The sequence below is a fragment of the Mesorhizobium sp. M0816 genome (assembly GCF_040320005.1).
Lineage (GTDB): Bacteria > Pseudomonadota > Alphaproteobacteria > Rhizobiales > Rhizobiaceae > Mesorhizobium.
In genome coordinates this window covers 86,639-110,185 of sequence record NZ_JAMYOT010000001.1, presented here as the reverse complement: position 1 = coordinate 110,185, position 23,547 = coordinate 86,639, and the positions used below count along the sequence as shown (strand labels likewise).

Sequence of the window (23,547 nt, the reverse complement as noted above, 5' to 3'; positions counted from 1 at the left end):
TCAGTGCTTCCCGGCAGCGGCCTGGGCGCCAGCACTGGACCGCATCTGCCCGCCCATCATCAGGCCGATTTCCTCGATGTCGGTGGAGGCAGTCTCCACCGCGCCCATGATCCTGCCATGGAACATCACGGCGATGCGATCCGACAGATTGAACAGCTCTTCCAGCTCCTCGGAAATGAAGAGCACACCGACGCCGGCATCGCGCAATTCGACGAGGTAGTGCATCATCGTGTTGATCGCTCCGACATCGAGGCCGCGGCTCGGATAGGCGGCGATCAGAACCTTGCTTGCGATGCGCATCTCGCGGCGTGCGACGAGGCGCTGCTGATTACCGCCGGAAAGGTTGCGCATGGGCATGCCGAAATCGGGCACAGCAACGGATGCCGCTTCGGCGATCGTGCGCGCGAGAGCAGCCGCAAGGCGCGGTCGGAACGCGAAGCCCTTTGAAACAGGCGCCGACGCATATTCGCGGATTATGGCGTTGTCGGTGATTGACAGCGCCGGCGCCAGGCCGCTGTGCAGCCGGTCTTCGGGAATGTGGCCGACGCCGAACTTCGCGTAATCGACCGCGCCGGCGGTCGTGACGTCCTTTCCGCCGAGCAGTATCTGGCCGGAATGGATCAGCCGTAAGCCGGTGACGGCCTGGGTCAGCTCCTTCTGGCCGTTGCCGGCCACACCGGCGATGCCGAGGATCTCGCCGGCATGGATGTCGAGCGAAACCTCGTCGAGAAGGATGCCGCCCACGTCGTCACGCGCGACGACGGATTTGAGGCTGAGCACCGGCTCGGCGGAGATGTCGGCCGCGCCTGGCTGCCTGGCACGCAGATTGCTAAGCACGATCTCACGGCCAACCATCAGGCGCGCCAGCATCTTCTCGCCGCAGTCCGCGGTATTTTCGGTGGCCACCTTGCGGCCGCCGCGCAGCACGGTGATGCGGTCTGATATTTCCAGGACCTCGTCGAGCTTGTGGCTGATGAAGATCACCGCATTGCCCCGGGACACGAACTGCTTGAGCGCCTTGAAGAGCTCGCGCGCTTCCGCCGGAGTAAGCACTGCAGTCGGCTCGTCGAGGATCAGAACACGGGCATTGCGCGCGAGCACGCGTAGGATTTCCACGCGCTGCTGCTCGCCGGTCGAAAGATCGGCGACGCGCGCGGATGGCCGTACCGCGAGGTTCAGCTTGTCGGCCAGTGCGGCAGTCCGCGCCTCGAGCACCGACGAGCCAATACGCTTGGGCGTTTCGGACCAGCCGAGATGAATATTCTCGGCGACCGTGAAGGCGGTCACCAGCTTGAAATGCTGGTGGACCATGCCAATACCGGCGAAGATCGCATCGACTGGTGACGCGAAACGTTTGGCATAGCCGTCGACGACGATCTCACCGGCATCCGGCTGATAGATGCCGGTGAGGATGTTCATCAAGGTCGATTTGCCGGCGCCATTCTCGCCGAGCAAGGCGTGGATCTCCCCCGGCATCACGTCCAGGTCGACATCCTGGTTGGCAACGACGCCGGGGAAATATTTGCTGATGCCCTTGAGCAGCACGAGCGGCGGCGCGCCGGAGCCAGGCTCGTAACGCCCCGGGGAGGTGGACGGCACCTCCATGCCGCCGTAGCGGTGCTCGCTCGAAGCATGATGAACTGGAACAAAATCATTCATCCCGCTAGCTCTTTGCCTTCTGCCGCATAGTCTATCCGAAAACTCTGCAATCTTTCGGGATCACGCTTGGAGGCCGCTGACGCCTTCGATCGACCAATCCCAGTTGTAGAGTTCCTCTTCGGTCATGCGATGGCCGGCAGCCACCTTGACGTTGCCCTTGGTGTCCTTGATCTCGCCCTCGAACGGGCTCCAGCCGCCGAGAATCTTGTCGCGCACGGCATCGGCCTGCTTTGCGACCTCGGTGGGCACCGTCTCGCCCCAGGCATCGCGGTCGATACCGCCGCCCATCGGCAGGATGGTCTGCGAGGGCGTCCACTTGCCTTCGAGGCGCAGGCGCACCTGGTCGACATAGAATTTCTTGAAGTCGATGGCGATCGAGGAGACGTAGGCCTTCGGCCCGTAGCGGCGGATGTCGGTATTCCACATGACGGCCTTCGCGCCGCGCTGCTCGGCCACCTGCAGATAGCCTGCTTCGTCCATGATGCCGAACAGAAGGTCGGCGCCGTTGTCGATGAGTGCGGTGCCGGCCTGGGTGGCAGCCTGCGGATCGAACCACGAGTTGATGACGATGGTCTGCACCGTGGCGTTGGGATTGACCGAACGGGCGCCCATCAGGAAGGCGTTGGTGCCGGAAAAGACCGACGGAACAGGGAAGGAGGCGACGTAGCCGAGCTTGCCGCTCTTGCTCATCAGGCCCGCGGCGACACCGGTGACGTAGGTCGGGTACCAATGGGCGAGGTAATAGGTCGAGAGATTTTCGAGCGGGTTGCGGCCATCGCATTCATAGAAGGCGACGTCCGGCGAACGCTTGGCCACGTCGTAGAGGAAGTCGCCATAGTTGGAGGTGGCAAACACCATGTTGGCACCTTCCGAGACGAACTGGCGGAAGGTGCGGGTCGCGTCGGCCGAATAGGGGATGCTTTCGACGAACAGCGTCTTCAGCTTCGGGAACGCTTCCTGCACGGCCTTCATGCCCTGGTCGTGGCTCCAGGTCCAGCCTTCATCGGTCACCGGACCGGTGTGGCCGAAGGCGATGACAGCGTTTTCCTCGGCGACGGCGGCGAGCGGCGTCTGTGCATGGGCGGGCGTGATAAGGCCGGATTTCGGCAGGAGCAGCGAGGCGCCGGCTGCGGCGCCCATGTTGAGGAAGCCTCGGCGGGAGAGATTGCGCAGGTCGATCATGCGTCGGTCCTTTGTTCCGTGTTGTGTTCAGTTCGGGAGAGACAGTTCGGTTTCCATGAGGCGGTCGATTTCTGCCGACCAGTCGGCCAGCCATGCCTGCTTGATGTCGTCGTCGAGCCATGCGGCGGACAGGCCAGCCAGCGCGATCCGCTTCAGTGCCGGCGGCCCGAGCGCGAAATTCTCCGCGATCAGCGCGTATTCGCGGTCGAGCGTCGTGGCGAACATGGGCGGATCGTCGGAGTGGATCGTCACGGTAAGTCCGGCCTCGATCATGCGGCGGATCGCGTGGTCGGGCGCGGAAAGGTCGCGCCAGACAGTGGTGGCCAGCGTCGTGCTCGGACAGCAGGTGAAGACGATGCCCATTTCCCTGCACTGTTCCATCAGCGCCGGGTCGTCGACCACGTGGTAGCCGTGGTCGATCCGTCTCAGGCCGAGGACGTCGACGGTATCGCGGACGTAGCCCGCCGGGCCGTCCTCGCCCGCATGGTTGGTGACATTGAGCCCGGCCGCCCGGGCTCGCTCGACGATGCGCGCGAACATCGGCGGTGGGTTCGGGCGTTCGTCGTAATCGAAGCCGATGCCGATCACCTCAGCCGGGCGCTCGGCCAGAACCATGTCCAGGAAGCGCTCGCCACCTGCCGCGCCGAGCGGCTTCGCATGCGCCGGTATCAGCTTTGCTATAAGCCCATAGCGCTCCTTTGCGCGGTGAAAGCCGTCGAGGATGCCTTCGAGCATAGTCGAATAGGCCACGCCATGAGCCAGATGCGCATGCGGGCTGAAGAACAGTTCGACGTAGCGCGCACCGGCCTTCGCGCAGCGCTCCAGTGCCTCGAAGGTGATGCGAGAGAAATCGTCCGCAGTCCTGATCGAGGCGCAAACCAGATCGTAAATCTTCAGGAAATCCAGCAGGTTGCCGTAGTTGTAGAGCTCCGATGTCGGTCTGCCGTCCGGCAGCGGCACCGCGTTCAGCGCCGCCAGCTCGGCGAATGTCTCTGTGGAGACGGCACCCTCGAGGTGCAAGTGCAACTCGACCTTGGGTATAAGCTGAATGAAACTTGACAACGACATCGACGCTCACCCGCCCGGACCGGCAATCCCAAGCCGCACCTGGTTTTCTTGGGCGACGGACGGCTGCCGAGTTGTTCGATAATCGCGGCTTTTTCCAACTGTCCGATCACCTGATACGCAACAGATGCCAGGGAAACGGGGCTTGCACAAGCCAAAAAATGATGCCTAACTAGACACATTCTAAAACTGCTTAAAAAATGTGCAGGCCGGGAGAAATATAGGCATGAAGCACCTACTGGAAGCGCAGAACCTTGCGCCTCCGCCTCAAACAACGCGCCTGCGCTTCGTCGGCCAACTGGTGTCGTCGAGCTTTAGCGAGTTCGCCGACAGGCGTGCCGCTCGGCTCAATCTCGATCTGCTGGTGTACGAAGCCGCGGAGGATTTTTTTGTCGTCCAGGTTTCGGGCCAGCCCGATCTCATCGATGCCTTCGAGATGGCATGTAGCCTGGGACCAATCGACTGTCTGGTGATGGACTGCGAACGGGCCGAAATTCGGGGATATTCCAGAGAGGAAGACGCAGGATGACGATACAGGCTGGATGGCACCCAGTGGCGCTGTCGGGATCGATCGAGCCGGGCAGTTCGGCCGGGATCCGCCTTGGCGGAAACGAACTGGTGGTGTGGCGGGACAACAGCGGCGCAGCGCATGTGTGGGAGGATCGCTGCCCGCATCGCGGTATGAAGCTGAGCTTCGGTTTTGTCCGCGGCGATCATATTGCCTGTCTTTATCACGGCTGGCAGTACGATGCGGCCGGCCAGTGCCGATACATTCCAGCCCACCCCGATCTCAGGGTGCCGGCGTCCATTACCGTGTCTGCCCACAGATCGGTCGAGGCGGCTGGCATGATCTGGACGACGCTGGACCCGGCAGCAGCATTGCCTGAACTGCCTGCCTTGCCAGAGGAGGTGGTGCCGGTCCGCAGCCTGTATCTCGACTGTTCCGCCGGGATGGTGATCAATGTCGTGCAGGCCATGCCGCCCACATCTTCCTCCGGCGGATCCGGCCTCGCTGATCTGAAGGCGCTGAGCGGGACGCTGTTCAGCCTGAAGGTCGGCGAAGAGACGCTGCTTCTTGGCCTGCAGGAGCTGACCGGCAAACGATCGGCCCTGCATGTCGTGATTGACGGACCGGCGGCAAAATATGCCGGCAAGGGACAGGAGCATTTCTTCGCTTGGACGAGTGAACTGCGCCACCACCTCGAGACCGGGCGTGCCGGCGCGACCTCGACGACGCGGGCCGCATGATGGCGAGGATCACGCTCTACAACTACGAGCTGGACGAAAGCTGCTACAAGGTGCGGCTGGCGCTTTCCATGCTTGGCCTGGAATGGCAGACCGTCGCAGTCGATGCATTTCCGGGGGCGGAGCAGAAGACGCCGCCATTCCTGGCCATGAACCCGGCGGGCAGCCTGCCCATTCTCCGCGACGACGAGATGACGATGTTCGGCGCCGAGTCCATCATCGCCCATCTGGCGCGCAGCCACGATTCAACGGGTGCATGGCTGCCGGCGGATGGTGCGGATTTCGCCAAGGTGATGCAGTGGCTTTTCTTTGCTGCCGGCGATCTCGGCGTTGCCGGCGCCGCGCGCCGCCATGCCATGTTCGGTGCCGCCGGCGACGAGGCTGCGTTGCGTGCCGGTGCCGCGCAAGCGCTCCGCGCCATGGACGACCACATGACCGCGCGGGGTTTCGAGAAGAAAGAATGGTTCGCTGCGGACCGCCCGACCATCGCCGACATCGCGCTTTTTCCGGCCTTTGCGCTGAGCCGCGATTTCGGCGTCGACCATGACGAATATCCGCCGCTGCGCCGCTGGGCGCGTCGCTTCCGCGCGCTTCCCGGCTTCATGACCATGCCGGGCATTCCCGACTACCATTGACGCCCAACATCCAACGAGGACGAGGCTAGCAACAGAATGACCTCTCTCACGCGCTTTTCCGTCCAGCCGCTCTCGTCCATGACCCGGCGACTGGCCGGTGTCGCTTCCGGGCGAGCCGATCCAGATCTGGTCATTGCCGGCGCACGCGTATTGTCGACCTATTCGGAGCGCATTCTTCCAGGCCGCGAGATCTGGCTATCGGGAGGACGGATCGCCGCCGTGAAGCCGGCCGGCACCTACAAGGGCGGCAGCGCCCGGATATATGACGCCAGGGGCGGCATCGTCGCGCCCGGCCTGGTCGATCCGCACATCCACATCGAATCCTCGATGGTGACGGCCTGCGCCTATGCCGAGGCGGCGCTGCTCAACGGCACCACGACCCTCTTCTGCGACAGCCACGAGATCGGCAACGTCATGGACGTTGCTGGCATCGAGGCGATGCTGGAGGACGCGCGCCTGGCGCCGTTGTCCATTTTCCTGACGGTTCCGAGCACCGTCCCGGCAACTTCGCCGTTGCTGGAAACGGCCGGTGGCGACCTGACAGCCGAGAAGATCGGCGCATTGTTCGACAAATGGCCGGAAGCCGTGGCGCTCGGCGAGAAGATGGATTTCGTGCCAGTGGCTATGGGCGATGAACGCAGCCATGCCATCCTCGCTGCGGCGCTGAAACGCGGCCGCCCGGTATCGGGACACGTCTATGGACGCGAGTTCGTGTCGGCCTATGCCGCGTCCGGCGTCACCGACACCCATGAGGCGATCGACCGCGAGATCGCCGACGACATGCTCGAAGCCGGCATCTGGCTGTTCCTGCGTGGCGGCCCGCCGACGACACCGTGGCACAGCCTGCCCGCAGCGATCAAGACGATTACAGAACTCGGAGCCTCGCACAAGCGCATCGCGGTCTGCACCGACGACCGCGATGCTGACGACCTGATGCTCTTCGGCCTGGACTGGGTGACGCGCGAGGCGATGAAGGCCGGCATGACGCCGGAGCAGGCCTGGTCGATGGGCTCGCTGCATGGCGCGACGCGCTTTGCAATGGAAGGCGAAATCGGAGGCCTCGGTGGTGGCCGCCGTGCCGACCTGGTGCTGCTCGACGACGGCTTCGATCCCGTCAGCACGTGGTATGGCGGCGAACTCGTCGTCGATGACGGCAAGATCACGCCGCTGCTCGACCAGGCCCTCTCGACCCGCTACCGCTATCCGGACACGGCCTACCACACAGTGAAGCTGCCGAAGCAGATCAAGCTAACGCCGGACCTGCCAACCGGCAAGGTGGTGGCGCATACCATCCGCACCGAACTGCCGGGGATCACGCTCGGCCACCAGAAGATCACGCTCGATCCGGCCAACGACTGGCAGAACCATTTCGACCGCCACGGCCTGTGCTTCGTCACTGTGGTCGAGCGCCATGGCAAGTCGGACGGCAACGTCGCTTACGGGCTGCTCAGCAATTTCACGCTGCGACGCGGCGCCGTCGCATCGTCTGTTGGTCACGACAGCCACAACATCATCATCGCCGGCCTCAACGAGGCCGACATGCAGGTGGCGCTGCGGGCGATCGAGGAAACGCAAGGCGGCGTCTGTGTCGTCGTCGACGGCAAAGTGACTGCCATGGTTGAACTGCCGATCGCCGGCCTTTTGTCCGACAAGCGCGTCACTGAGGTCGCGGAGGAGGTGAAGATACTCAAACGGGAATGGGAGGCGGCCGGCTGCTGCATTCCCTATATGGGCTTCAACCTCATCCCGCTCTCGGTCATCCCCGAAATCCGTATCACCGACAAAGGTCTCGTGCTGGTGCCGGAAATGGAGATCGTCCCCGCCTTCGAGGCCGCCTGAGTGGATCCCTTCCGGCTTGGCCTGGTCTCACCGCGCATCCATTATTTCCAAATGGTCGCGCGGCTGGGCTCGGTGCGCCAGACCGCGCAGGCGCTCAACGTGGCGCCATCCTCTATCAGCCGCGTCATCAAGAGCCTGGAGGACGAACTGGGCACGCCGCTCTTCGAACGCGTGCGCCAGCGACTGAAACTGACCAGCGCAGGCGAGCTTCTGCTCTACCACGCGCGTCAGAGCATCACCGAGTTGGCCCGCGCCTCGTCCGAGATCAACGATCTCAGTGGCCTCAACCGCGGCTCGTTGTCCGTGGCAATCGTGGAGAGCGCGGCGCGCGGGCTGGTGCCGAACGCGCTGAAGGAATTCTGGAAGCGCCATCCGCGGATATCGGTCGATGTGCATGTCGCCGGGTCGCAGCGCGCCTGCGATGCGGTTGCCGACGGCGAATGCGATCTGGCGCTTGCTTTCGACGTGCGCGTGCCGCGCAACGTGCGCAAGATCGCGAGCACGCCTCTGCCGCTGGGCGTCGTCGCTCATCCGGACAGCCGCCTTGCCGGCCGCAAGGAAGTGAAGCTGTTCGATCTTGCCGGCGAACAGGTCATCGTCTCGGACAACAGCCTTGCTTTGGGCATTTCGATCGACGATGCGATCGGGCGCTCCATGATCGACATCACGCGACGGTCGCGGACCAACTCGATCGGACTGATGACCGAGATGGTGCGCCTCAACCTCGGCGTGGTGCTTTGCACCAAGCTCGGCATCGAACCGGAAGTGGCTGACGGATCGCTCGTTTTCGTGCCGTTGCGCGATTCGCGCATGAACCCGCACCGACTGATGCTGCTCGCCCGACTTGAACGCGAAATGTCGGATGCGGCCTCCGCATTCGCGGCGCTACTGGCCCACATGGTCGAGGCACTGCATGATTAGTTGTTGCACTTTGCGCATCGATAAAGCGAGAAATTTGTCTCTATCTCGAACAACTGTGCTTTGCGAGACTTCCCGACCTAAGGGGATGTCATGAAGCAGAGTGCGGTCGACGCGGTCATTCGGGGGCTCAAGCGGGCGGGAGTGAGCATCGTCTGCTACCTGCCCGATTCGCTGTTCAAGGAGCTCTATCCGGCTCTCGATGCCGATCCGGATATCCGAACGATCCGCGTCACCAACGAAGGCGAGGGCGCCGCGATCTGCGGCGGGGTCTTCCTGTCCGGCAAGCGCGCGGCACTGGTCATGGAAAACTCCGGCTTGCGCGCCTCGGTCGAGCCGCTGGCCCGCATGGGCCTCGGGGCGGGCATCCCGGTCGTGATGCTGATGAGCTACCGCGGCGAGCTCGGCGAGAACAATTGGTGGGCAATCCCGCACGGCATCACCATGGAGCCGGTGCTGAACGCGCTGCGCGTGCCGTACCGGATCGTCACCGAGGAGGCGAAGATCGAGCGCGCCATCGTCGACGCCTATTCCTGGTCTTATGCGTCCTACTACCATTCGGCCGTGGCGCTCGGCGGCGAGGTGGTGCGATGAAACGCTTCGACTGCATGAAGGCTCTTGCCGCGCGGCTGAAGGATGAGCTGGTGATCCTTTCGCTCGGCGGCAGCGTTGACGAGTGGTACAACGCCGCGCCGCATATGCGCGAGGCGAGCCTGTTCCAGCAGCAGCTCGGCTGCGTCACGCCGCAGGCCTTCGGGCTCGCCGCCGGCCTGCCGCACCGCCGCGTCGTTTCGCTCGATACGGATGGCGGCCTGCTCTTCAACCTGGGCATCCTGGCCACGCTCGGAAACGAGCAGCCGAAGAACCTCTTCGTGGTGGTCTGGGACAATGAGTGCTACCAGTCGATCGGCGGTCCGCCGACCCACACGGCGCTGGGCCGTGTCGACCTTGCCGCGATCGCGCGCGGCGCCGGCATCGAGAATGCCCATACGGCGCGCACGGTGGAGGAGTTCGACGCGCATTGCGCAAGGGGGCTCGCCGTAGATGCGCCCTATGTGTTGGTCGCCAAGGTCTCGGGAACGGTCCAGCCGGACATCAAGCGCAAGCACAGTGACGGCCGCGAGGACAAGTATATCTTCGTCCGCCACGTCGAGGCGAGCGAAGGCATCGTCATCATGGGCCCGAGCGAGCACAACTGACGAAACCATGGGCGCCATCCGATCCGTCATCCCCCGACGCGCGCTCAAACCCGGCTACGACTATATCGTGGTCGGCTCGGGTTCCGGCGGTTGCGCGGTGACGCGACGGCTGGTCGACGCCGGTGCGGACGTCCTCTTGATCGAGGCCGGTCCGGCGGGTCTTGGGGTCGCAAAGATCGACGACCCCGGCCAGTGGGTGCCGCTCGGCCGCGGCACCTATGACTGGGGCTATGACTACGCTCCGACATCGCGCGTGAACGGCCGTACCATCGGCATCCCGCGCGGCCGCGTGCTGGGCGGCTCAAGCGCCGTCAACGCGATGGTGTGGTATCGCGGCCATCCGAATGACTACGATGCCTGGGAAGCCGGCGGCGCGAAGGGCTGGAGCTTCGCCGACGTGCTGCCCTATTTCCGGCGCTGCGAGGACTGGCGGGACGGCGCAAGCGAGTTTCGCGGTGCGGGCGGTCCGCTCCGTATCGAACGGCCGGCGATGCTGCACCCGGTCGCGCAGGCGCTGATCGACGGCGCGGACGAGATCGGCATCCGGGTGATCGACGACCCTAATGGCACCAGCAACGAGGGGGCTGCTGTCGCGAATTTCAACATCTGCGACGGTAAGCGCTGGAGTTCGGCGACGGGCTATCTCGTGCCGATCCTCGATCACCCGATGCTGACGGTGCTGACCGGTTCCGCGGCCATCGGCCTGACGGTCGAAGGCAGCCGATGCGTCGCGGTCAAGCACCTCGTCGGTGGCGAAATCCGCGAAACACGCGCTCGCGAGAGCGTGGTGCTCGCGGCCGGGGCCATCGACACTCCGCGCATGCTGATGCTGTCGGGCATCGGCGATCCGGTCGAGCTGAAGCGTCTTGGCATCGCAGTCGTTTGCGCTCTGCCGGGCGTCGGCCGGAACCTTCAGGACCATCCGCTGGCGCAGGCCTGCGTCTTCCGCGCGAAACGACCGATCGGACCAATGGTGGGCAATGGCGGCGGCTCGATGGTCAACTGGAAGTCGCGGCTGGATCTGCCGCAATCCGACCTCCACGCCTTCCCGGTCCAGGGCAACAGCGCCGAACCTGCGATACGCGCGCGCTACGATGTATCCGGCGATGTCTTTTCCTTCGGTGCGGGTCTCATGCGCTCGAAGAGCGTCGGGCACTTGAAGCTGCTCGACGGCAAGCCCGGCGGGCCGCTCGAAATCCAACCGAACTTTCTGGCGGAACCGGAAGACCTCGACGCCATGGTCACTGCGGTCGAGATGGTGATGGAGATGGCGGCTGCAAAGGCGAACGCCGGTGTCTTCCGCAACTTTGCCGCACCTGACCGCCGACTGACCCGCACCGAGACAATCGCCTTCATCCGCGAGGCGTGCACGACGTTCTTCCACACCTGCGGAACCGCCAAGATGGGCGACGACGCGATGGCTGTCGTCGACAGCCGCCTCGCCGTGCACGGGCTGGACGGCCTGCATGTTGCCGATGCCTCGGTGATCCCGACGATCCCGACCTGCAACACCCACGCGCCCGCTACGATGATCGGCGAGCGTGCCGCCGATTTCCTGCTCGCTGCAGCTTGAGGACGTCATGAACGACGGAACGCACACGGAGTACCCGCGATGACCCAAAGCCTCATCCTTGCTGCCGACACGCTGCTGACCATGGATCAAGATAATCACGTGTTGCCCGACGGCGCCGTGCTGGTGGAGGATGGTCGTATCGCCGCGGTCAGCGCACTCGCTGCATTGCGCGCCCTTCATCCGGCCGTAGCCGTGAAGAAGCTCGACAATGCGGTGCTTTTGCCCGGGCTGGTCAATGCGCATGCGCATTCCGGTCTTCTGCGCGGCACGGCGGAGCACCTGCCGGTTTGGGACTGGCTGACGCTCCATATCAATCCGATGCATCGCGTGCTGCAGCCGCACGAGGCCGAGGCGGCATCGTGGCTCTGCTACGCGGAATCCGTGCTCGGCGGCACGACCACCGTCGTCGACATGTGGCGGTTCATGGAAGGCAGCGCCAGGGCGGCCGAGGCGATCGGCAACCGCCTGGTCGCCGTGCCTTACATCGGCGAGCATCCCGACTACAACTACTTCGACACGCTCGACATGAACGAGGCGATGATCGAGGGCTGGCATCGCAAGGCGGGCGGCCGCATCAACGTCTGGGTCGGGCTGGAGCATCTGTTTTATGCCGACGAGGCCGGCCAGCGCCGGGCGATCGAACTCGCAAGGAAATACGAGACCGGCTTCCACACACATTGCAGCGAGGCCGAGATCGAGATCGCGGAATTTGAGCGGCGCTACGGCAAACGGCCGATGTTCGCGCTGGACGACCTCGGCTTCTTCGAAACGCCGCGCGCCATGATCGCCCACGCCGTCTGGCTCGATCGAGAAGAGATCGAGCTTATTTCCAAGCGCCGCGTTTCGGTGGCCCACAATCCCGTTTCCAACATGAAGCTGGCGAGCGGCATCGCGCTGGTGGCCGAGATGCTGAAGGCCGGCGTGTCGGTTGGCATCGGCACGGACGGCGAGAAGGAGAACAACAATTTCGACATGTTCGAAGAGATGAAGGTGGCTTCGTTGCTAGGCAAGCTGAAGGACCTCGACGCCGCCGCAATGGATAGCTGGCAGGTTCTGCGCATGGCCACGATCCTTGGTGCAAAGGCGATCGGCCTCGATCATGAGATCGGCTCGATCGAGGTCGGCAAGCGTGCCGACATCATCGCGGTCCGCACCGATACGCCGCGCATGACGCCGGTCTTCCGCGACGGACCCTATTTCAATCTCCACCACAATCTCGTCCACGCCGTGCGCGGCAGCGACGTGTCCCTGACGATGGTCGATGGCGAGATCCTCGTCGAGCACGGCGTGCTGCGCACCGGCGACCTGCGCGAGATCATTGCCGAAATCCATCGCGTCGCACCTGGCCTGTTCGCCCGGCGCGCCGCCTTCCTCGCCGAGAATTCCGGCGGCAGCCTGCAGTGGACCCAATAAGGCGAGCCCCGGTCATGAAGACGACGGACAAGGCGGCACTGGACGACTGGTACGCGGTGGAGACGGCGGCCGATCTAGGTGGCGCGCCAAGCCGCACGCGGCTGCTCGGACAGGACATCGAACTGGTCCGTGACGCCGCGGGCGCAATTACCGTCCGGGAGGTCCTGGACGACGGCGGCCGCGGCCCCGCGCTGCCCGTCCGGCAGCGCTACGGCTGCGTCTGGACCACGCTGGGCGAGCCCGGGAAGGAAATCTTCAAGATCGCCGAGGCATCGGAACCCGACCGCCGCTACGTGCCCTGCGGCTGGGTGACGATGCGGGCGTCGGGTTTGCGTGTCGTAGAGAATTTCCTCGACATGGCGCATTTCCCCTTCGTGCATACCGACATTCTCGGTTCGGAGCCGCACACGGAAGTGCCGGCCTATCTGAGCGAGATACGTCGCGAGGTGGACGAGGTCTGGGCGACCAACTGCACGTTCTTCCAGCCGCGCATTGCCGCAACGGAAAGCTCCGGCGCGTTTGTGCATCTAACCTATCGTGTGCCGAGCCCATTCGTTGTCATGCTTTACCGTATATGTCCCGGAGCGCCCGGTCGGCTCGATGCGATCGCGCTGTTCATTCAGCCCATCGAGGAAGACCTCTGCCGCGCCCAGCCGGTCATGTATCTGGTCGACTCGGCTTCGACGCAGACGGCGTTGCTCAACTTCGAACAGGTCATCTTCCTGCAAGACCGGATCATCGTGGAGAACCAGCGGCCGCTGCGCCTTCCACTCGAGGCGCGGATGGAAATCCCGACCCGCGCCGACGGGTCCTCCATCGCCTACCGCCGCTGGCTGAAGGAAAAAGGCATCCGTTTCGGCACGACTGCGGGAGCCACATGACCGGACCGGGTCTCCAGGTGCTTCGCCCGGCCTCCGTTGCCGAGGCGCTGTCATTGGCAGGCGAGGGCGCGTCGCAACTGGTCGCCGGGGGCACGGCGCTGCAGCTCGGCTGGGCGAAGGGCCTGCCAAAGCCGCGGCGCCTCATCGACATCGGCCGTATCGCCTGCCTGAAGGGCATCCAACCGGCCGGCGACGGCTTTCGCATCGGCGCACTGACGACACTGGGTGCCTTGGAGCGTGACCGGGCGATAGGCGAGAATTTGCCTCTGCTCGCAGCCGCAGTCCGCGCCACGGCGGGACCCGCCGTCCGCAATCTCGCAACGCTGGGCGGCAACGTCGCCGGGCGGACGGGTTGCCTTCTGCCGGCCCTGCTCGCGATCGATGCGAAGCTGGAGATCGTCTCACCGGCTGGGCGCGCCGTCGTGCCGCTCGCGCAATGGTTGGCCGACGCACCGTCAGCCGGTCTCATTGAGACGGTCATCGTTCCACCGCAGCCAACTGCCGCTCGCTGGACCCATCGCAAAGTCGGCCTGCGCGCCGCATTCACCCCAAGCGTGGCCGGTGTCGCCGGGCTGGTCGAGACAGCGTATGATCGCATCACCGTCGCGCGGCTCGCGGCCGGCGGCGGCGGGCAAGCGGCCCGGCTCAGTCGCGCTGAAGCACTGCTTGTCAGCCGCCGCCTGCAGGAGATCGATTGGGCCAAGCTGCACGCCGCAATTCTCGAAGAGGCGCCGGCGATCGATGATGCATGGCGGTCCGACCGCTATCGGCGCAGTGTCGCGGCGAATGCGCTGGTCTTCGGGCTCGGCGGCAAGTTGTCCCAAGGAGCACATTCGCCGCGCCGGCGGACCGTGCCGTCCGGAAAGCCGCCTGCCGAGGTTCTTGTGTCCCGATCGGAAACCGGCGCACGCTGGTACCAGCGGCCGGACGGCGCGCCAAAAATCGCCGGCCGGCTTGAATACCTGACCGACCATCGCGAGCCCGGTATGCTGGTCGGGCGCATTCGGCGCGCCGGCATTCCCCATGCAAGGATCGTTTCCATCGATACGAGCGCGGCCGAGGCGCTGCCCGGCGTCGCGGCGGTTGTCACGCACCGCGACATTGCCGGCAGCAATGCCTTCGGCATCGTTGTGCAGGATCAGCCGGCACTGTGCTTCGACAAGGTCCGCTATTTCGGCGACGCTGTTGCTGCCGTTGCCGCTGTTGACACGAAGACTGCCGAACGCGCGCTTGCTCTCGTCAGCGTCGAATACGAGCCGCTGCCAATTGTGAGCGATCCCCAACAGGCACTCGCCGCTGGAGCCGAGCCGGTCCACGCCTCAGGCAATCTGCAGTGCAGCTTCGAGTTCACGCGTGGCGATGCCGCCGCGACTTTTGCCAAGGCAGCTCATATCGTCGAGGCTGTCTATGAAACGCCGTGCCAGATGCACGGCTTTTTGGAGACGGAGGGCGGCTACGCTTTCGTCGGTACGGATGGTACCCTGAACGTCTTTGCCGGTGGGCAGCATGGCCGCCGCGACCGCATGCAGCTCTCGCGCATCCTCGGTATGCCGCAAGAGCGGATACGGGTGGTCACCAGCCCGACTGGTGGCGCTTTCGGCGGCAAGGACGAGCTGACCGTGCAGCCGGCCCTGGCCCTGCTGGCGCTGAAGACTGGACGCGCCGTGCGGCTGCATCTCGACCGGGCGGAATCCGTCATCGCGGGCACCAAGCGCAATGCCATGCGCATCCACATGCGTACCGCCTGCGACCCCGAAGGTCGTCTGCTCGCCCAGCAGGTGGATGTGATCGCGGATGCCGGCGCCTACGCGTCGCTCGGTCCGGGCGTGCTTGAGACGGCCCTCGAACACGCCTGCGGGCCATATGTCGTTCCCAACGTCCTCAGCTCGGGCAGGCTCGCCTACACCAATAACGGCGTCTGCGGCGCGTTTCGTGGCTTCGGTGCCAACCAGATGGCCTTCGCGGTAGAGTGCCAGCTGGACCGGCTAGCCGAAGCCGCCGGCATCGACATTATCGAGATACGGCGCCGCAATTTGCGCGAGCCTGGCACGCGAGGCCATCTCGGCCAGCAGGTCGCGCCGTCCGAACGTTTGGCCGAGATGCTGCAAGCCGCCGCTGCTGACCCGATCTGGGCCAAGCCGCGTGGTCCGTCGTTCGACGGCTGTGAGACGATCGGCGTCGGGATGGCGATGAACTATCAAGGCAACGGACTAGGCACGCTGCCGCCGGACCCGGCCGGAGGCGCGTTGCGCTTGGCTGCGGATGGCATGATCGAAGCTCTCTACGGCCTGGACGAGATGGGACAGGGCCTGCTCACCTCGGTCAAGGCCGCCGTAGCCGGAGCGCTCGGCTGCGGTCGCGACGATGTCCGGCCGGTCACCGGCGATACGGCGGCGACGCCCGAATCCGGTTCCTCTACCGCCTCGCGCGGCACTCACGTGGTCTGGCGGGTCGCGGCAGTCGCCGCACCAGCTTTTGCGCGCGACCTGCTGGCCGCAGCGGGCCAACTGCTTTGCCGTGAAGCCGGGACGCTGGCGCTGGGGCCCGGCGGCATCGTCGAGCGACATTCCAACAGCGGCTCAGTGCTCATGAGTTTCGCCGAGCTTGCCGAGGCGTTGCCTCCCGACCGGCTGCCAGCTGCTGCCGTCAGCTTCGAGTTTCCGAAATCGGACTATCTGGAAGGCAATGCACGCCTGATCTTCGCCTTCGGCGCGACACTGGCGCGCGTTGCCGTGAGCCGCATCACTGGGCAGGTACGCGTGCTCGAGCTCCATCAGCACACCGCGGCCGGACCGATGCTCGATGCTGCCGCCTATCTTGGCCAGATCGAAGGCGGCGGCGTCCAGGGGCTGGGCTTCACCCTCACTGAGAACGCGGCGATGCGGGATGGCCGGTATCTTGCCGGCAACCTCGATTTCTACATGCTGCCAGGCATTGCCGACACGCCGGAAAGCCTCGCGACCTTCGCGTTGGAGGATTTGGACGAGGACGACCCGTTCGGTCCGCGCGGAGTTGGTGAGCTTGGCATTGGCGCCGTGACGCCAGCCATCGTCAACGCGATTGCGGACGCCACAGGGGCTTGGCCCGAGCTCATCCCGGTCGATCCTGAATGGGTACTCGACGCCCTGCAAAGGAGTGCAGCGTGAGTGCCGAGATCGCGATTACCTTTAACCTCAACGGCTGCCGCCAGGCGCTGGCCGTGCCCGCCGAGTTGCGCCTGATCGACCTGCTGCGCGATCATTTCGGCATGACTGCCGCCAAGATGGCTTGCGGCATCGGCCGCTGCGGCGCTTGTTCCGTGCTGATGGACGATCGCGCGGTCAATGGCTGTCTGCTCATGTCGTGGCAACTCGACCGGGCCACCATCATCACGCCGGAGGGTTTCGACGACCTTCCCGAAGCTATTGTCCTGCGCCAGGCCCTGGCGGCCGAAAACGCCTTCCAGTGCGGCTACTGCGCACCCGGCATCACTGTTGCGCTGACCGCTCTGCTGCTGGAGAATCCGGCTCCAGACGAGTCTCAGATCCGCACTGCGCTCGAAGGCAATATCTGCCGCTGTACCGGCTATCATTCCATCATCCGCGGTGCTCTCGCCGCGGTCGAGGCACTCGGTCGCGGGATGCGGACATGACGATCACCATTCGAAACGGCGAACCCAGGCACGAAGGCGTCAAGGCGTTCCTGGCCAAACCTAGAATGCAGCACCTGATCGGCGGCGGCTGGTGCGACGCCAGCGATGGCGGAACCTTGCCTGCGACCGATCCTGCGAGCGGCGGCACGCTCGCGCTGCTGGCGCAAGGCACAGCCGATGACGCCGGGCGCGCCGTTGCTGCGGCGCGTGCTGCTTTCGAGGGCGAGAGCTGGCGCGACATGACGCCGTCGGCGCGCGGCAAGCTGCTGTGGCGCATCGCCGACCTGATTGAACGCCATGCCGATGAGCTTGCAGAACTCGAGACGCTTGACCAAGGAAAGTCGCTGAAGACCTCACGCTTCGCCGAGATTCCCGCCTCGGCCGAGCAGTTCCGCTATTTTGCCGGTTTTGCCACGAAAATCCTCGGCACGACCATCCCCACCTCCATCAGCTACCAACCGGTGGGCAGCAAGATTTTCGCCTACACGGTGCGAGAGCCGATCGGTGTCGTGGCAGCCATAACGCCATGGAATTCGCCGCTGCTTATGGCCTCGATGAAGCTCGCCCCGGCGCTTGCCGCCGGCTGTACGATCGTGCTCAAGCCAGCTGAGGAAACGTCGCTCACCGCGCTCAGGCTCGGCGAACTGATGATCGAAGCCGGCTTGCCGGACGGCGTCGTCAATATCGTGACCGGTCTCGGTGAAACCGTGGGCGCAGCATTGGCTGCAGATCCCGATGTCGATAAGGTCGCCTTCACCGGCTCGACGGAAGTCGGAAAGATGATCGTCTCCGCAGCGCGCGGCAATCTGAAGAAGCTGACGCTCGAGCTGGGTGGCAAGTCGCCGGCCATCATCATGCCCGATGCAGACATGGGGCTCGCAATCCCCGGAGTGGCTCGGGGGATCTTCGCCAATGCCGGCCAGGTCTGCGTCGCCGGCTCGCGTGTCTATGCGCATCGCTCGATCTACGACCGTCTGGTGGAGGGGCTGGCGGAAGAGGCGCGAAAGCTGCGTCTCGGACACGGGCTTGACCCGGATACCGACCTTGGTCCGCTGGTCAACGGAACCCAGGCTGCGCGCGTCGCCTTCTACGTCGGCGATGGTGCCTCCAGCGGCGCCGAGATCATCGCCGGCGGCCGGCGCTTCGACAACTTCTTCGAGCCGACCGTGGTTACCGGCGTTCGCCCGGACATGCGCATGATGCGCGAGGAAATCTTCGGCCCGGTCGTTGCCGTGACACCGTTCGATGACGTCGCGGAGGCGTTAAGCCATGCGAACGACTCGCCCTACGGCCTCGCCGCAAGCGTCTGGACCCGCGACCTTTCCGCTGCGCATCGCCTTGCCGCACTTATCCGGTCGGGCACCGTCTGGATCAATTGCCATTCCTACTTCTCGCCGGAATTGCCGAAGGGCGGCCACAAGCAATCCGGTTGGGGCTATGAGAACGGCGCACCGGGCCTGGAGAACTATCTCGAGACGAAAACGGTCTGCGCGGTGATTTAGCCGCGCCTTTCCCGCGATATTCGTGGATCGGCGGCTGACAGCCCTTCCATCGGCGGACAAGGATTGATCGAAAATTGCTCGGATCCTCCTGAGGACCAGTTCCTTGGCGGCGCTGGTCCACATCGACGTTGCGCTTGACTCGTCCATATTATCCATAATAAATCATACATATTGCCATGAAAAAAGACGGCAGGTCTGGGAGGACCAATGAAAATCACGGCCATCAAGGCTCGCGTCTGCAATGCGGAAATGCGCAACTGGGTCTTCGTTCGGGTCGAAACCGACGAGCCCGGGCTGTTTGGCTGGGGTGAGGCAACGCTGGAATGGAAGACCCGAGCCGTCGTTGGGGCGCTTCAAGACCTTGAGGCCCTGCTCATCGGGCAAGATCCGCGCAACGTGGAGCAGTGCTATCAGATACTTACGCGGCACGGATTTTGGCGTCTCGGCGTCGAGGGAATGTCTGCCGTCAGCGGCATCGAGATCGCGCTCTGGGACATCCTGGGCAAATCATTGGGCGTCCCCGTCTGGCGCCTTCTGGGTGGCCAGGTTCGCGACTATCTGCGCACCTATACGCATCTCGGCCTCGGGGACATGAAGGCGGTCTATGAGACCGGATCCGCGGACGCGATCGTGGAACGCGGACGCATCGTGACGCAAGCAGGCTACGATGCGGTCAAGGTCGTCTGCATTCCCTACACCCACTACGTATCGCCCGCCAAGGCAGTCGACTCCGTTGCCAATATGGTTGGCTCACTTCGCGAGACCATAGGTCCGGACATCGACATCATGGTCGATTTCCATGGACGCCCTGCATCGGTTAACGCTGCGATGGATTACCTCAGAGCAATCGAGCCGGCCCGCATCATGTTCGCAGAAGAACCCGTGCCGCCCGAAGATGTTGCCGGACTGGCGCATATCACGGCGCGATCGGCCGTGCCGATCGCTTCCGGCGAGCGGCTGATCGGACGTCGCGAATTCACGCACTCGATCGCAGCCCGTGCCTTCAACATTGCCCAGCCTGATATCTGCCACACTGGCGGTCTGCTGGAGACAAAGAAGATCGCGGCCATGGCGGAAACGGCAGGCATCGGCCTTGCGCCGCACAACCCGCTCGGTCCGATCGCCGGTGTGGCTGCTCTTCACTTCGGCATATCGACGCCAAACGTCGTCATTCAGGAGGAGATGTCCGGTGCCGTCGCCTGGTACGACGAGGTCGTTACCTGGCCAATTCGGCGTAAACCAGGCCGCTGGGACCTGCCCGAACTGCCGGGCCTTGGCGTCACCGTCAATGAGGACGTGATCGCGCGTCACCCCTTCAAGCAGGAAGTGCTGCATGCCCGCAATGCCGTCATGCCGGACGGCACCGTGGTCGACTGGTGAATGCAATGGCAGGCCGGCTGCAAGGAAAGATCGCAATCGTCACGGGCGCCGGCCAAGGCATAGGTGCCGCCACCGCCCGGGCTTTTGCGATGCATGGGGCAAAGACCGTCATTGCCGAACTGAATGCGGCAAGCGGCAAAGCGATCGCTGACGAACTGCGTGCCGGAGGCGCCGACGTATTGTTCGTCGAGACGGATGTCACGGACGCATCCGCGGTCGCGGACATGGTCGCCCGCACGATCACGAGCTATGGCGGCGTCGACGTTCTGGTCAACAATGCCGGTGCCAACGTCTTCTACGAACCATTGATGATGCCGGATGAGGAATGGGAGCGCTGCCTCAAGCTCGACCTCCAGGCCGCGTGGTTCTGCGCCAAGGCGGTTTTGCCGACGATGCTGGCGAAGGGCTCGGGGTCCATCGTCAACATAGCGAGCTGTCACGCCTTCCAGATCATTCCCCATACGTTCCCGTATCCGGTCGCCAAGCATGCACTTTTGGGCCTGACCCGTTCGCTGGCCATCGAATATGCCGCACGCGGTATCCGGGTGAACGCGATAGCACCCGGCTACATCGAGACGCCGATCGCGGAAGCCTACTGGAACACATTCCCGAACCCCGCCGAGGAGAAGCGGCGAGCCTACGACCTCCATCCGCCCAAGCGTATTGGCCGGCCGGACGAGGTTGCAATGACGGCGGTTTTCCTCGCTTCGGACGAAGCGCCGTTCATAAATGCCGAGACGATCACCATCGATGGTGGGCGCTCGGTTCTCTACCACGACTAGCAACCAATAGAGCTCTCAGGGAGGATATTCATGAAAACCACAACAAAGGCTTTGGCGACATTTGCGGTATTGGCTGCCGGACTGATGAGTGGCGCAGCAAGCGCAGACGACATCAAGATCGGCTACATCAACAAGATGGGAGACCATCCATGGTTTGTCGCCGAAGTCGGCGGCGCCAAGAAAGCGGCTGAGGCGGCAGGGGCCGCGTTCGTGTCGCAGGACGTTCAGTTCGACGCCAATTTGACGATCACGACCTTCGATACGATGGTCGGCGATGGCGTGAAAGGCATCGCCATCGTTGTCCCCGACAAGGCGCTGGGACCGGTCATCGCGGAGAAAGCAAAGGCCGCAAAAATTCCCTTGGTGGCGGTGGACGACGATATCTACTACCAGGATGGCACCCAGGTCCCCTATGTCGGCATGAATGCTTACAATATCGGTGCGCGGGTGGGCGAAGAGCTTGCCAAGCTCTACAAGGCTGAAGGCTGGGCGGGCAAAGAGGTGCGCATCGCCTCGATCGAGGACCGCAAGGCCGATACCTGCATGCAGCGCAACAAGGGCGCGGAAGAAGCGTTCCTGAAGGCGGTGCCCGATTTCAAGCCGGGCAGCATCGTTCGCGTCCCCTACGACAATACGATGGTCAACGCCATCGATGTGATGACCACCACATTGACGGCCAATCCCAGCGTCACGAACTGGATATTCTATTCATGCAACGATGACGGCGTGCTGGGTGGTGCGCGAGCACTGGAGAATGCCGGCTATTCCGCAGACCAGGGCATGGGGATCGGCATCGACGGGAGCCGCGCCTGCGATGCCTTCGGATCCGGAAAGCCCTCGGCGTTCCGTGGTACGATGTGGCTCAATTCGGAAAATCATGGCGCGCTGGCGGTGAAGATTCTCTTGGCCTCCATCAAGGACGGAACGAAGCTTCCCGTTCAATCCTTCACTGACCCGGAATACATCACCGCCGACAATTTTGCGTCGGACTACAAAGCCAAGCTCTGCCACTGAACCAGATATGCGTCATGCGCCGCAGTGCGCATGACGCTCTTTGGGCCGGCAGTTCGTCGGCGGGCACACGGAACCGATCCTCGGGAGGAGCTTTTGATGCAATCGGATTTCTTCTCGCTCGACAGGATATCGAAGCGCTTCGGCGTCGTGCAGGCGCTCGACAATGTCTCGATTGCCTTTCGGCTAGGAGAGGTGCTTGCCCTGGTTGGCGAGAATGGCGCCGGCAAGTCGACAATGATGCGAATTCTCGAGGGCGTGTTCGCACCGGACACCGGCACCGTGCTGCATGGCTCCACGCCGATCGTTTTCAGCGAACCGCGCGACAGCCACAGAGCCGGAATACGCGTCATCCATCAGGAGCCGGAGATCGTTCCGAACCTGACCGTGGCCGAGAACATTTTCGTCGGCGAACTGCCGCGGCTGGCAGGCGTCCTGCTCGACTGGCACAGGCTCGAGGACCAGACTGATAAGGTGCTTGCGACCTTCGGCATGCAGCAGGATATGCTGCCGCGTCAACTCTGCAGCACACTCGGTCCGGCACAGCGCCAGATGATCGAAATCATGCGCGCCATACGTGCCGGCGGCCGGCTGATCGCATTCGATGAGCCGACCTCGTCACTGACCGACGACGAAGCGCGCCGTCTGTTTTCAGTAATTCGCCGGCTGCGCGGCGAGGGCACTTCGATCGTCTACATCTCTCACAGGCTGAACGAGGTCATCGACCTTGCGGATCGCATTGTCGTCTTGCGGGACGGCCGGCTGGTCGATGATTCCCCCGCTGCCGGTGCCAGCGAGCAGACCATAGCCAAGCTCATGGTGGGCCGCGACATCGCCGATCTGTTTACGCGCGAGACGTGGCAATCGGGGCAACCGTTGCTGGAGGTGACGGGCCTGACCACCGACCACGTCACCGATGTGAGCCTCAAGGTCCGCCGTGGCGAGGTGCTCGGCATTGCCGGCCTTATGGGTGCGGGTCGATCCGAACTGGCAAAGGCGATTGTCGGCTATGATAGGCGCGTCGACGGAACCATAACGATGAATGGTGTGCCCGTTGGCCCCAACAGTCCGCATGCAGCGATCGTGGCGGGCATCGGCTTTGCCCCGGAAGACCGCAAGCACGAGGCGCTGCTGTTGTTCCGAAGCATTCTTGATAACGCCTCGCTTTGCGTGCCCGACAGAACGTCGACCTTCGGCTTCTTCAACCGGCGCAAGGCACTGGAGATCGTCTCACCGCTTGCAGCAAAGATGTCGATCAAGACGCCCAACCTCGACGAACAGGTTTCGAAATTATCCGGTGGCAACCAACAGAAGGTCGTTCTCGCGCGCTGGCTTGCGCGGCAGCCGATGCTTCTCATCCTCGACGAGCCGACCCGCGGCATCGACATCGGCGCCAAGGCGGAAATCTATCGCCTGATCGACGAGCTCGCCGCCAGCGGCATCGGCATAATCCTGATTTCCTCGGAAATGCCGGAACTGATCGGGCTGGCCGACAGGGTGCTTGTTATGGCTGGAGGCCGGATCACGGCCGAACTTTCCCGCCCTGACATCGACGAGGCCACGATCCTCAGACATGCCATGCCTCAATCTGCAGCATCGCTTGGAGGACAAATTCAGTGAACAGCCTTGAGC

The 23,547-nt window shown here is 63.8% G+C and carries 20 protein-coding genes; 17 read left to right on the top strand and 3 right to left on the bottom strand.

The features are described 5' to 3' along the window. The 3 genes from NKI17_RS00540 to add form a co-directional block, all read right to left on the bottom strand. Positions 1 to 1,605, bottom strand: coding sequence for an ABC transporter ATP-binding protein (locus NKI17_RS00540; RefSeq protein ID WP_352905347.1), 1,605 nt, complete (start codon positions 1,603 to 1,605; stop codon positions 1 to 3). Between the two features lie 114 nt (positions 1,606 to 1,719). Further along, the gene (locus NKI17_RS00535) at positions 1,720 to 2,841 is read right to left on the bottom strand and encodes a BMP family ABC transporter substrate-binding protein (RefSeq protein WP_352449822.1); all 1,122 of its coding nucleotides are present in this window, start codon (positions 2,839 to 2,841) and stop codon (positions 1,720 to 1,722) included. A gap of 27 nt (positions 2,842 to 2,868) precedes the next feature. Next, positions 2,869 to 3,909 carry an adenosine deaminase gene (gene add, locus NKI17_RS00530; protein ID WP_352905244.1) on the bottom strand — a complete coding sequence of 347 codons (1,041 nt, stop codon included), beginning with the start codon at positions 3,907 to 3,909 and terminating at the stop codon, positions 2,869 to 2,871. Between the two features lie 223 nt (positions 3,910 to 4,132). On the opposite strand from add, the gene NKI17_RS00525 reads away from it, so the two are divergent. From NKI17_RS00525 to NKI17_RS00445, 17 genes are all read left to right on the top strand, one after another. Then, complete coding sequence (locus tag NKI17_RS00525) at positions 4,133 to 4,435, top strand: hypothetical protein (protein WP_352798165.1); 303 nt, start codon at positions 4,133 to 4,135, stop codon at positions 4,433 to 4,435. Next, the gene (locus NKI17_RS00520) at positions 4,432 to 5,154 is read left to right on the top strand and encodes a Rieske 2Fe-2S domain-containing protein (protein WP_352798168.1); all 723 of its coding nucleotides are present in this window, start codon (positions 4,432 to 4,434) and stop codon (positions 5,152 to 5,154) included. The genes NKI17_RS00525 and NKI17_RS00520 overlap by 4 nt, the downstream gene beginning before the upstream one ends. Then, positions 5,151 to 5,786, top strand: a complete 636-nt coding sequence (locus NKI17_RS00515) for a glutathione S-transferase family protein (RefSeq protein WP_352905242.1) — start codon at positions 5,151 to 5,153, stop codon at positions 5,784 to 5,786. The genes NKI17_RS00520 and NKI17_RS00515 overlap by 4 nt, the downstream gene beginning before the upstream one ends. 36 nt (positions 5,787 to 5,822) lie before the next feature. Then, entirely contained in the window at positions 5,823 to 7,625 is a 1,803-nt protein-coding gene (locus NKI17_RS00510; RefSeq protein ID WP_352905241.1) for an adenine deaminase, read from the top strand. Continuing rightward, entirely contained in the window at positions 7,626 to 8,546 is a 921-nt protein-coding gene (locus NKI17_RS00505; protein WP_352692149.1) for a LysR family transcriptional regulator, read from the top strand. It abuts the gene before it with no gap. A gap of 90 nt (positions 8,547 to 8,636) precedes the next feature. After that, complete coding sequence (locus NKI17_RS00500) at positions 8,637 to 9,137, top strand: thiamine pyrophosphate-binding protein (protein WP_023674235.1); 501 nt, start codon at positions 8,637 to 8,639, stop codon at positions 9,135 to 9,137. After that, positions 9,134 to 9,742 carry a thiamine pyrophosphate-dependent enzyme gene (locus NKI17_RS00495; RefSeq protein WP_352839423.1) on the top strand — a complete coding sequence of 203 codons (609 nt, stop codon included), beginning with the start codon at positions 9,134 to 9,136 and terminating at the stop codon, positions 9,740 to 9,742. Before NKI17_RS00500 ends, NKI17_RS00495 begins: the two co-directional genes overlap by 4 nt. 7 nt (positions 9,743 to 9,749) lie before the next feature. Next, positions 9,750 to 11,315, top strand: coding sequence for a GMC family oxidoreductase (locus NKI17_RS00490; protein ID WP_352905240.1), 1,566 nt, complete (start codon positions 9,750 to 9,752; stop codon positions 11,313 to 11,315). 39 nt (positions 11,316 to 11,354) lie between these two features. Next, positions 11,355 to 12,728: an amidohydrolase family protein gene (locus NKI17_RS00485; RefSeq protein ID WP_352905239.1), complete on the top strand. Its 1,374-nt coding sequence runs from the start codon at positions 11,355 to 11,357 to the stop codon at positions 12,726 to 12,728. Positions 12,729 to 12,742: 14 nt separating this feature from the next. Continuing rightward, complete coding sequence (locus NKI17_RS00480) at positions 12,743 to 13,609, top strand: aromatic ring-hydroxylating dioxygenase subunit alpha (protein ID WP_352905238.1); 867 nt, start codon at positions 12,743 to 12,745, stop codon at positions 13,607 to 13,609. Further along, entirely contained in the window at positions 13,606 to 16,755 is a 3,150-nt protein-coding gene (locus NKI17_RS00475; protein ID WP_352839414.1) for a molybdopterin cofactor-binding domain-containing protein, read from the top strand. The genes NKI17_RS00480 and NKI17_RS00475 overlap by 4 nt, the downstream gene beginning before the upstream one ends. Continuing rightward, positions 16,752 to 17,240: a (2Fe-2S)-binding protein gene (locus NKI17_RS00470; RefSeq protein WP_352839411.1), complete on the top strand. Its 489-nt coding sequence runs from the start codon at positions 16,752 to 16,754 to the stop codon at positions 17,238 to 17,240. Before NKI17_RS00475 ends, NKI17_RS00470 begins: the two co-directional genes overlap by 4 nt. Next, positions 17,237 to 18,742 (top strand): aldehyde dehydrogenase family protein, encoded by a 1,506-nt coding sequence (locus NKI17_RS00465; RefSeq protein WP_352839408.1) that lies wholly within the window; start codon positions 17,237 to 17,239, stop codon positions 18,740 to 18,742. Before NKI17_RS00470 ends, NKI17_RS00465 begins: the two co-directional genes overlap by 4 nt. A 207-nt stretch (positions 18,743 to 18,949) precedes the next feature. Continuing rightward, on the top strand, positions 18,950 to 20,122 hold the full coding sequence (gene dgoD, locus NKI17_RS00460; protein WP_352756904.1) for a galactonate dehydratase: 1,173 nt from the start codon (positions 18,950 to 18,952) through the stop codon (positions 20,120 to 20,122). A 5-nt stretch (positions 20,123 to 20,127) separates the two neighbouring features. Further along, on the top strand, positions 20,128 to 20,904 hold the full coding sequence (locus NKI17_RS00455; protein WP_352571181.1) for an SDR family oxidoreductase: 777 nt from the start codon (positions 20,128 to 20,130) through the stop codon (positions 20,902 to 20,904). A 30-nt stretch (positions 20,905 to 20,934) separates the two neighbouring features. Next, the gene (locus NKI17_RS00450) at positions 20,935 to 21,918 is read left to right on the top strand and encodes a substrate-binding domain-containing protein (RefSeq protein WP_023674245.1); all 984 of its coding nucleotides are present in this window, start codon (positions 20,935 to 20,937) and stop codon (positions 21,916 to 21,918) included. Positions 21,919 to 22,014: 96 nt separating this feature from the next. After that, a complete protein-coding gene (locus NKI17_RS00445) occupies positions 22,015 to 23,535 on the top strand; it encodes a sugar ABC transporter ATP-binding protein (RefSeq protein WP_352678307.1) in 1,521 nt (506 codons plus the stop codon). Positions 23,536 to 23,547 lie beyond the last annotated feature (12 nt).

Excerpts from the sequence above, each read along its gene's own strand:
- NKI17_RS00480 (WP_352905238.1), top strand. The coding sequence starts at position 12,743 with ATGAAGACGACGGACAAGGCGGCACTGGACGACTGGTACGCGGTGGAG.
- NKI17_RS00485 (WP_352905239.1), top strand. The coding sequence starts at position 11,355 with ATGACCCAAAGCCTCATCCTTGCTGCCGACACGCTGCTGACCATGGAT.
- NKI17_RS00500 (WP_023674235.1), top strand. The coding sequence starts at position 8,637 with ATGAAGCAGAGTGCGGTCGACGCGGTCATTCGGGGGCTCAAGCGGGCG.
- NKI17_RS00445 (WP_352678307.1), top strand. The coding sequence starts at position 22,015 with ATGCAATCGGATTTCTTCTCGCTCGACAGGATATCGAAGCGCTTCGGC.
- NKI17_RS00515 (WP_352905242.1), top strand. The coding sequence starts at position 5,151 with ATGATGGCGAGGATCACGCTCTACAACTACGAGCTGGACGAAAGCTGC.
- NKI17_RS00490 (WP_352905240.1), top strand. The coding sequence starts at position 9,750 with ATGGGCGCCATCCGATCCGTCATCCCCCGACGCGCGCTCAAACCCGGC.
- NKI17_RS00465 (WP_352839408.1), top strand. The coding sequence starts at position 17,237 with ATGACGATCACCATTCGAAACGGCGAACCCAGGCACGAAGGCGTCAAG.
- NKI17_RS00525 (WP_352798165.1), top strand. The coding sequence starts at position 4,133 with ATGAAGCACCTACTGGAAGCGCAGAACCTTGCGCCTCCGCCTCAAACA.
- NKI17_RS00475 (WP_352839414.1), top strand. The coding sequence starts at position 13,606 with ATGACCGGACCGGGTCTCCAGGTGCTTCGCCCGGCCTCCGTTGCCGAG.
- NKI17_RS00535 (WP_352449822.1), bottom strand. The coding sequence starts at position 2,841 with ATGATCGACCTGCGCAATCTCTCCCGCCGAGGCTTCCTCAACATGGGC.
- NKI17_RS00540 (WP_352905347.1), bottom strand. The coding sequence starts at position 1,605 with ATGGAGGTGCCGTCCACCTCCCCGGGGCGTTACGAGCCTGGCTCCGGC.
- NKI17_RS00510 (WP_352905241.1), top strand. The coding sequence starts at position 5,823 with ATGACCTCTCTCACGCGCTTTTCCGTCCAGCCGCTCTCGTCCATGACC.
- dgoD (WP_352756904.1), top strand. The coding sequence starts at position 18,950 with ATGAAAATCACGGCCATCAAGGCTCGCGTCTGCAATGCGGAAATGCGC.
- add (WP_352905244.1), bottom strand. The coding sequence starts at position 3,909 with ATGTCGTTGTCAAGTTTCATTCAGCTTATACCCAAGGTCGAGTTGCAC.
- NKI17_RS00495 (WP_352839423.1), top strand. The coding sequence starts at position 9,134 with ATGAAACGCTTCGACTGCATGAAGGCTCTTGCCGCGCGGCTGAAGGAT.
- NKI17_RS00450 (WP_023674245.1), top strand. The coding sequence starts at position 20,935 with ATGAAAACCACAACAAAGGCTTTGGCGACATTTGCGGTATTGGCTGCC.
- NKI17_RS00520 (WP_352798168.1), top strand. The coding sequence starts at position 4,432 with ATGACGATACAGGCTGGATGGCACCCAGTGGCGCTGTCGGGATCGATC.
- NKI17_RS00455 (WP_352571181.1), top strand. The coding sequence starts at position 20,128 with ATGGCAGGCCGGCTGCAAGGAAAGATCGCAATCGTCACGGGCGCCGGC.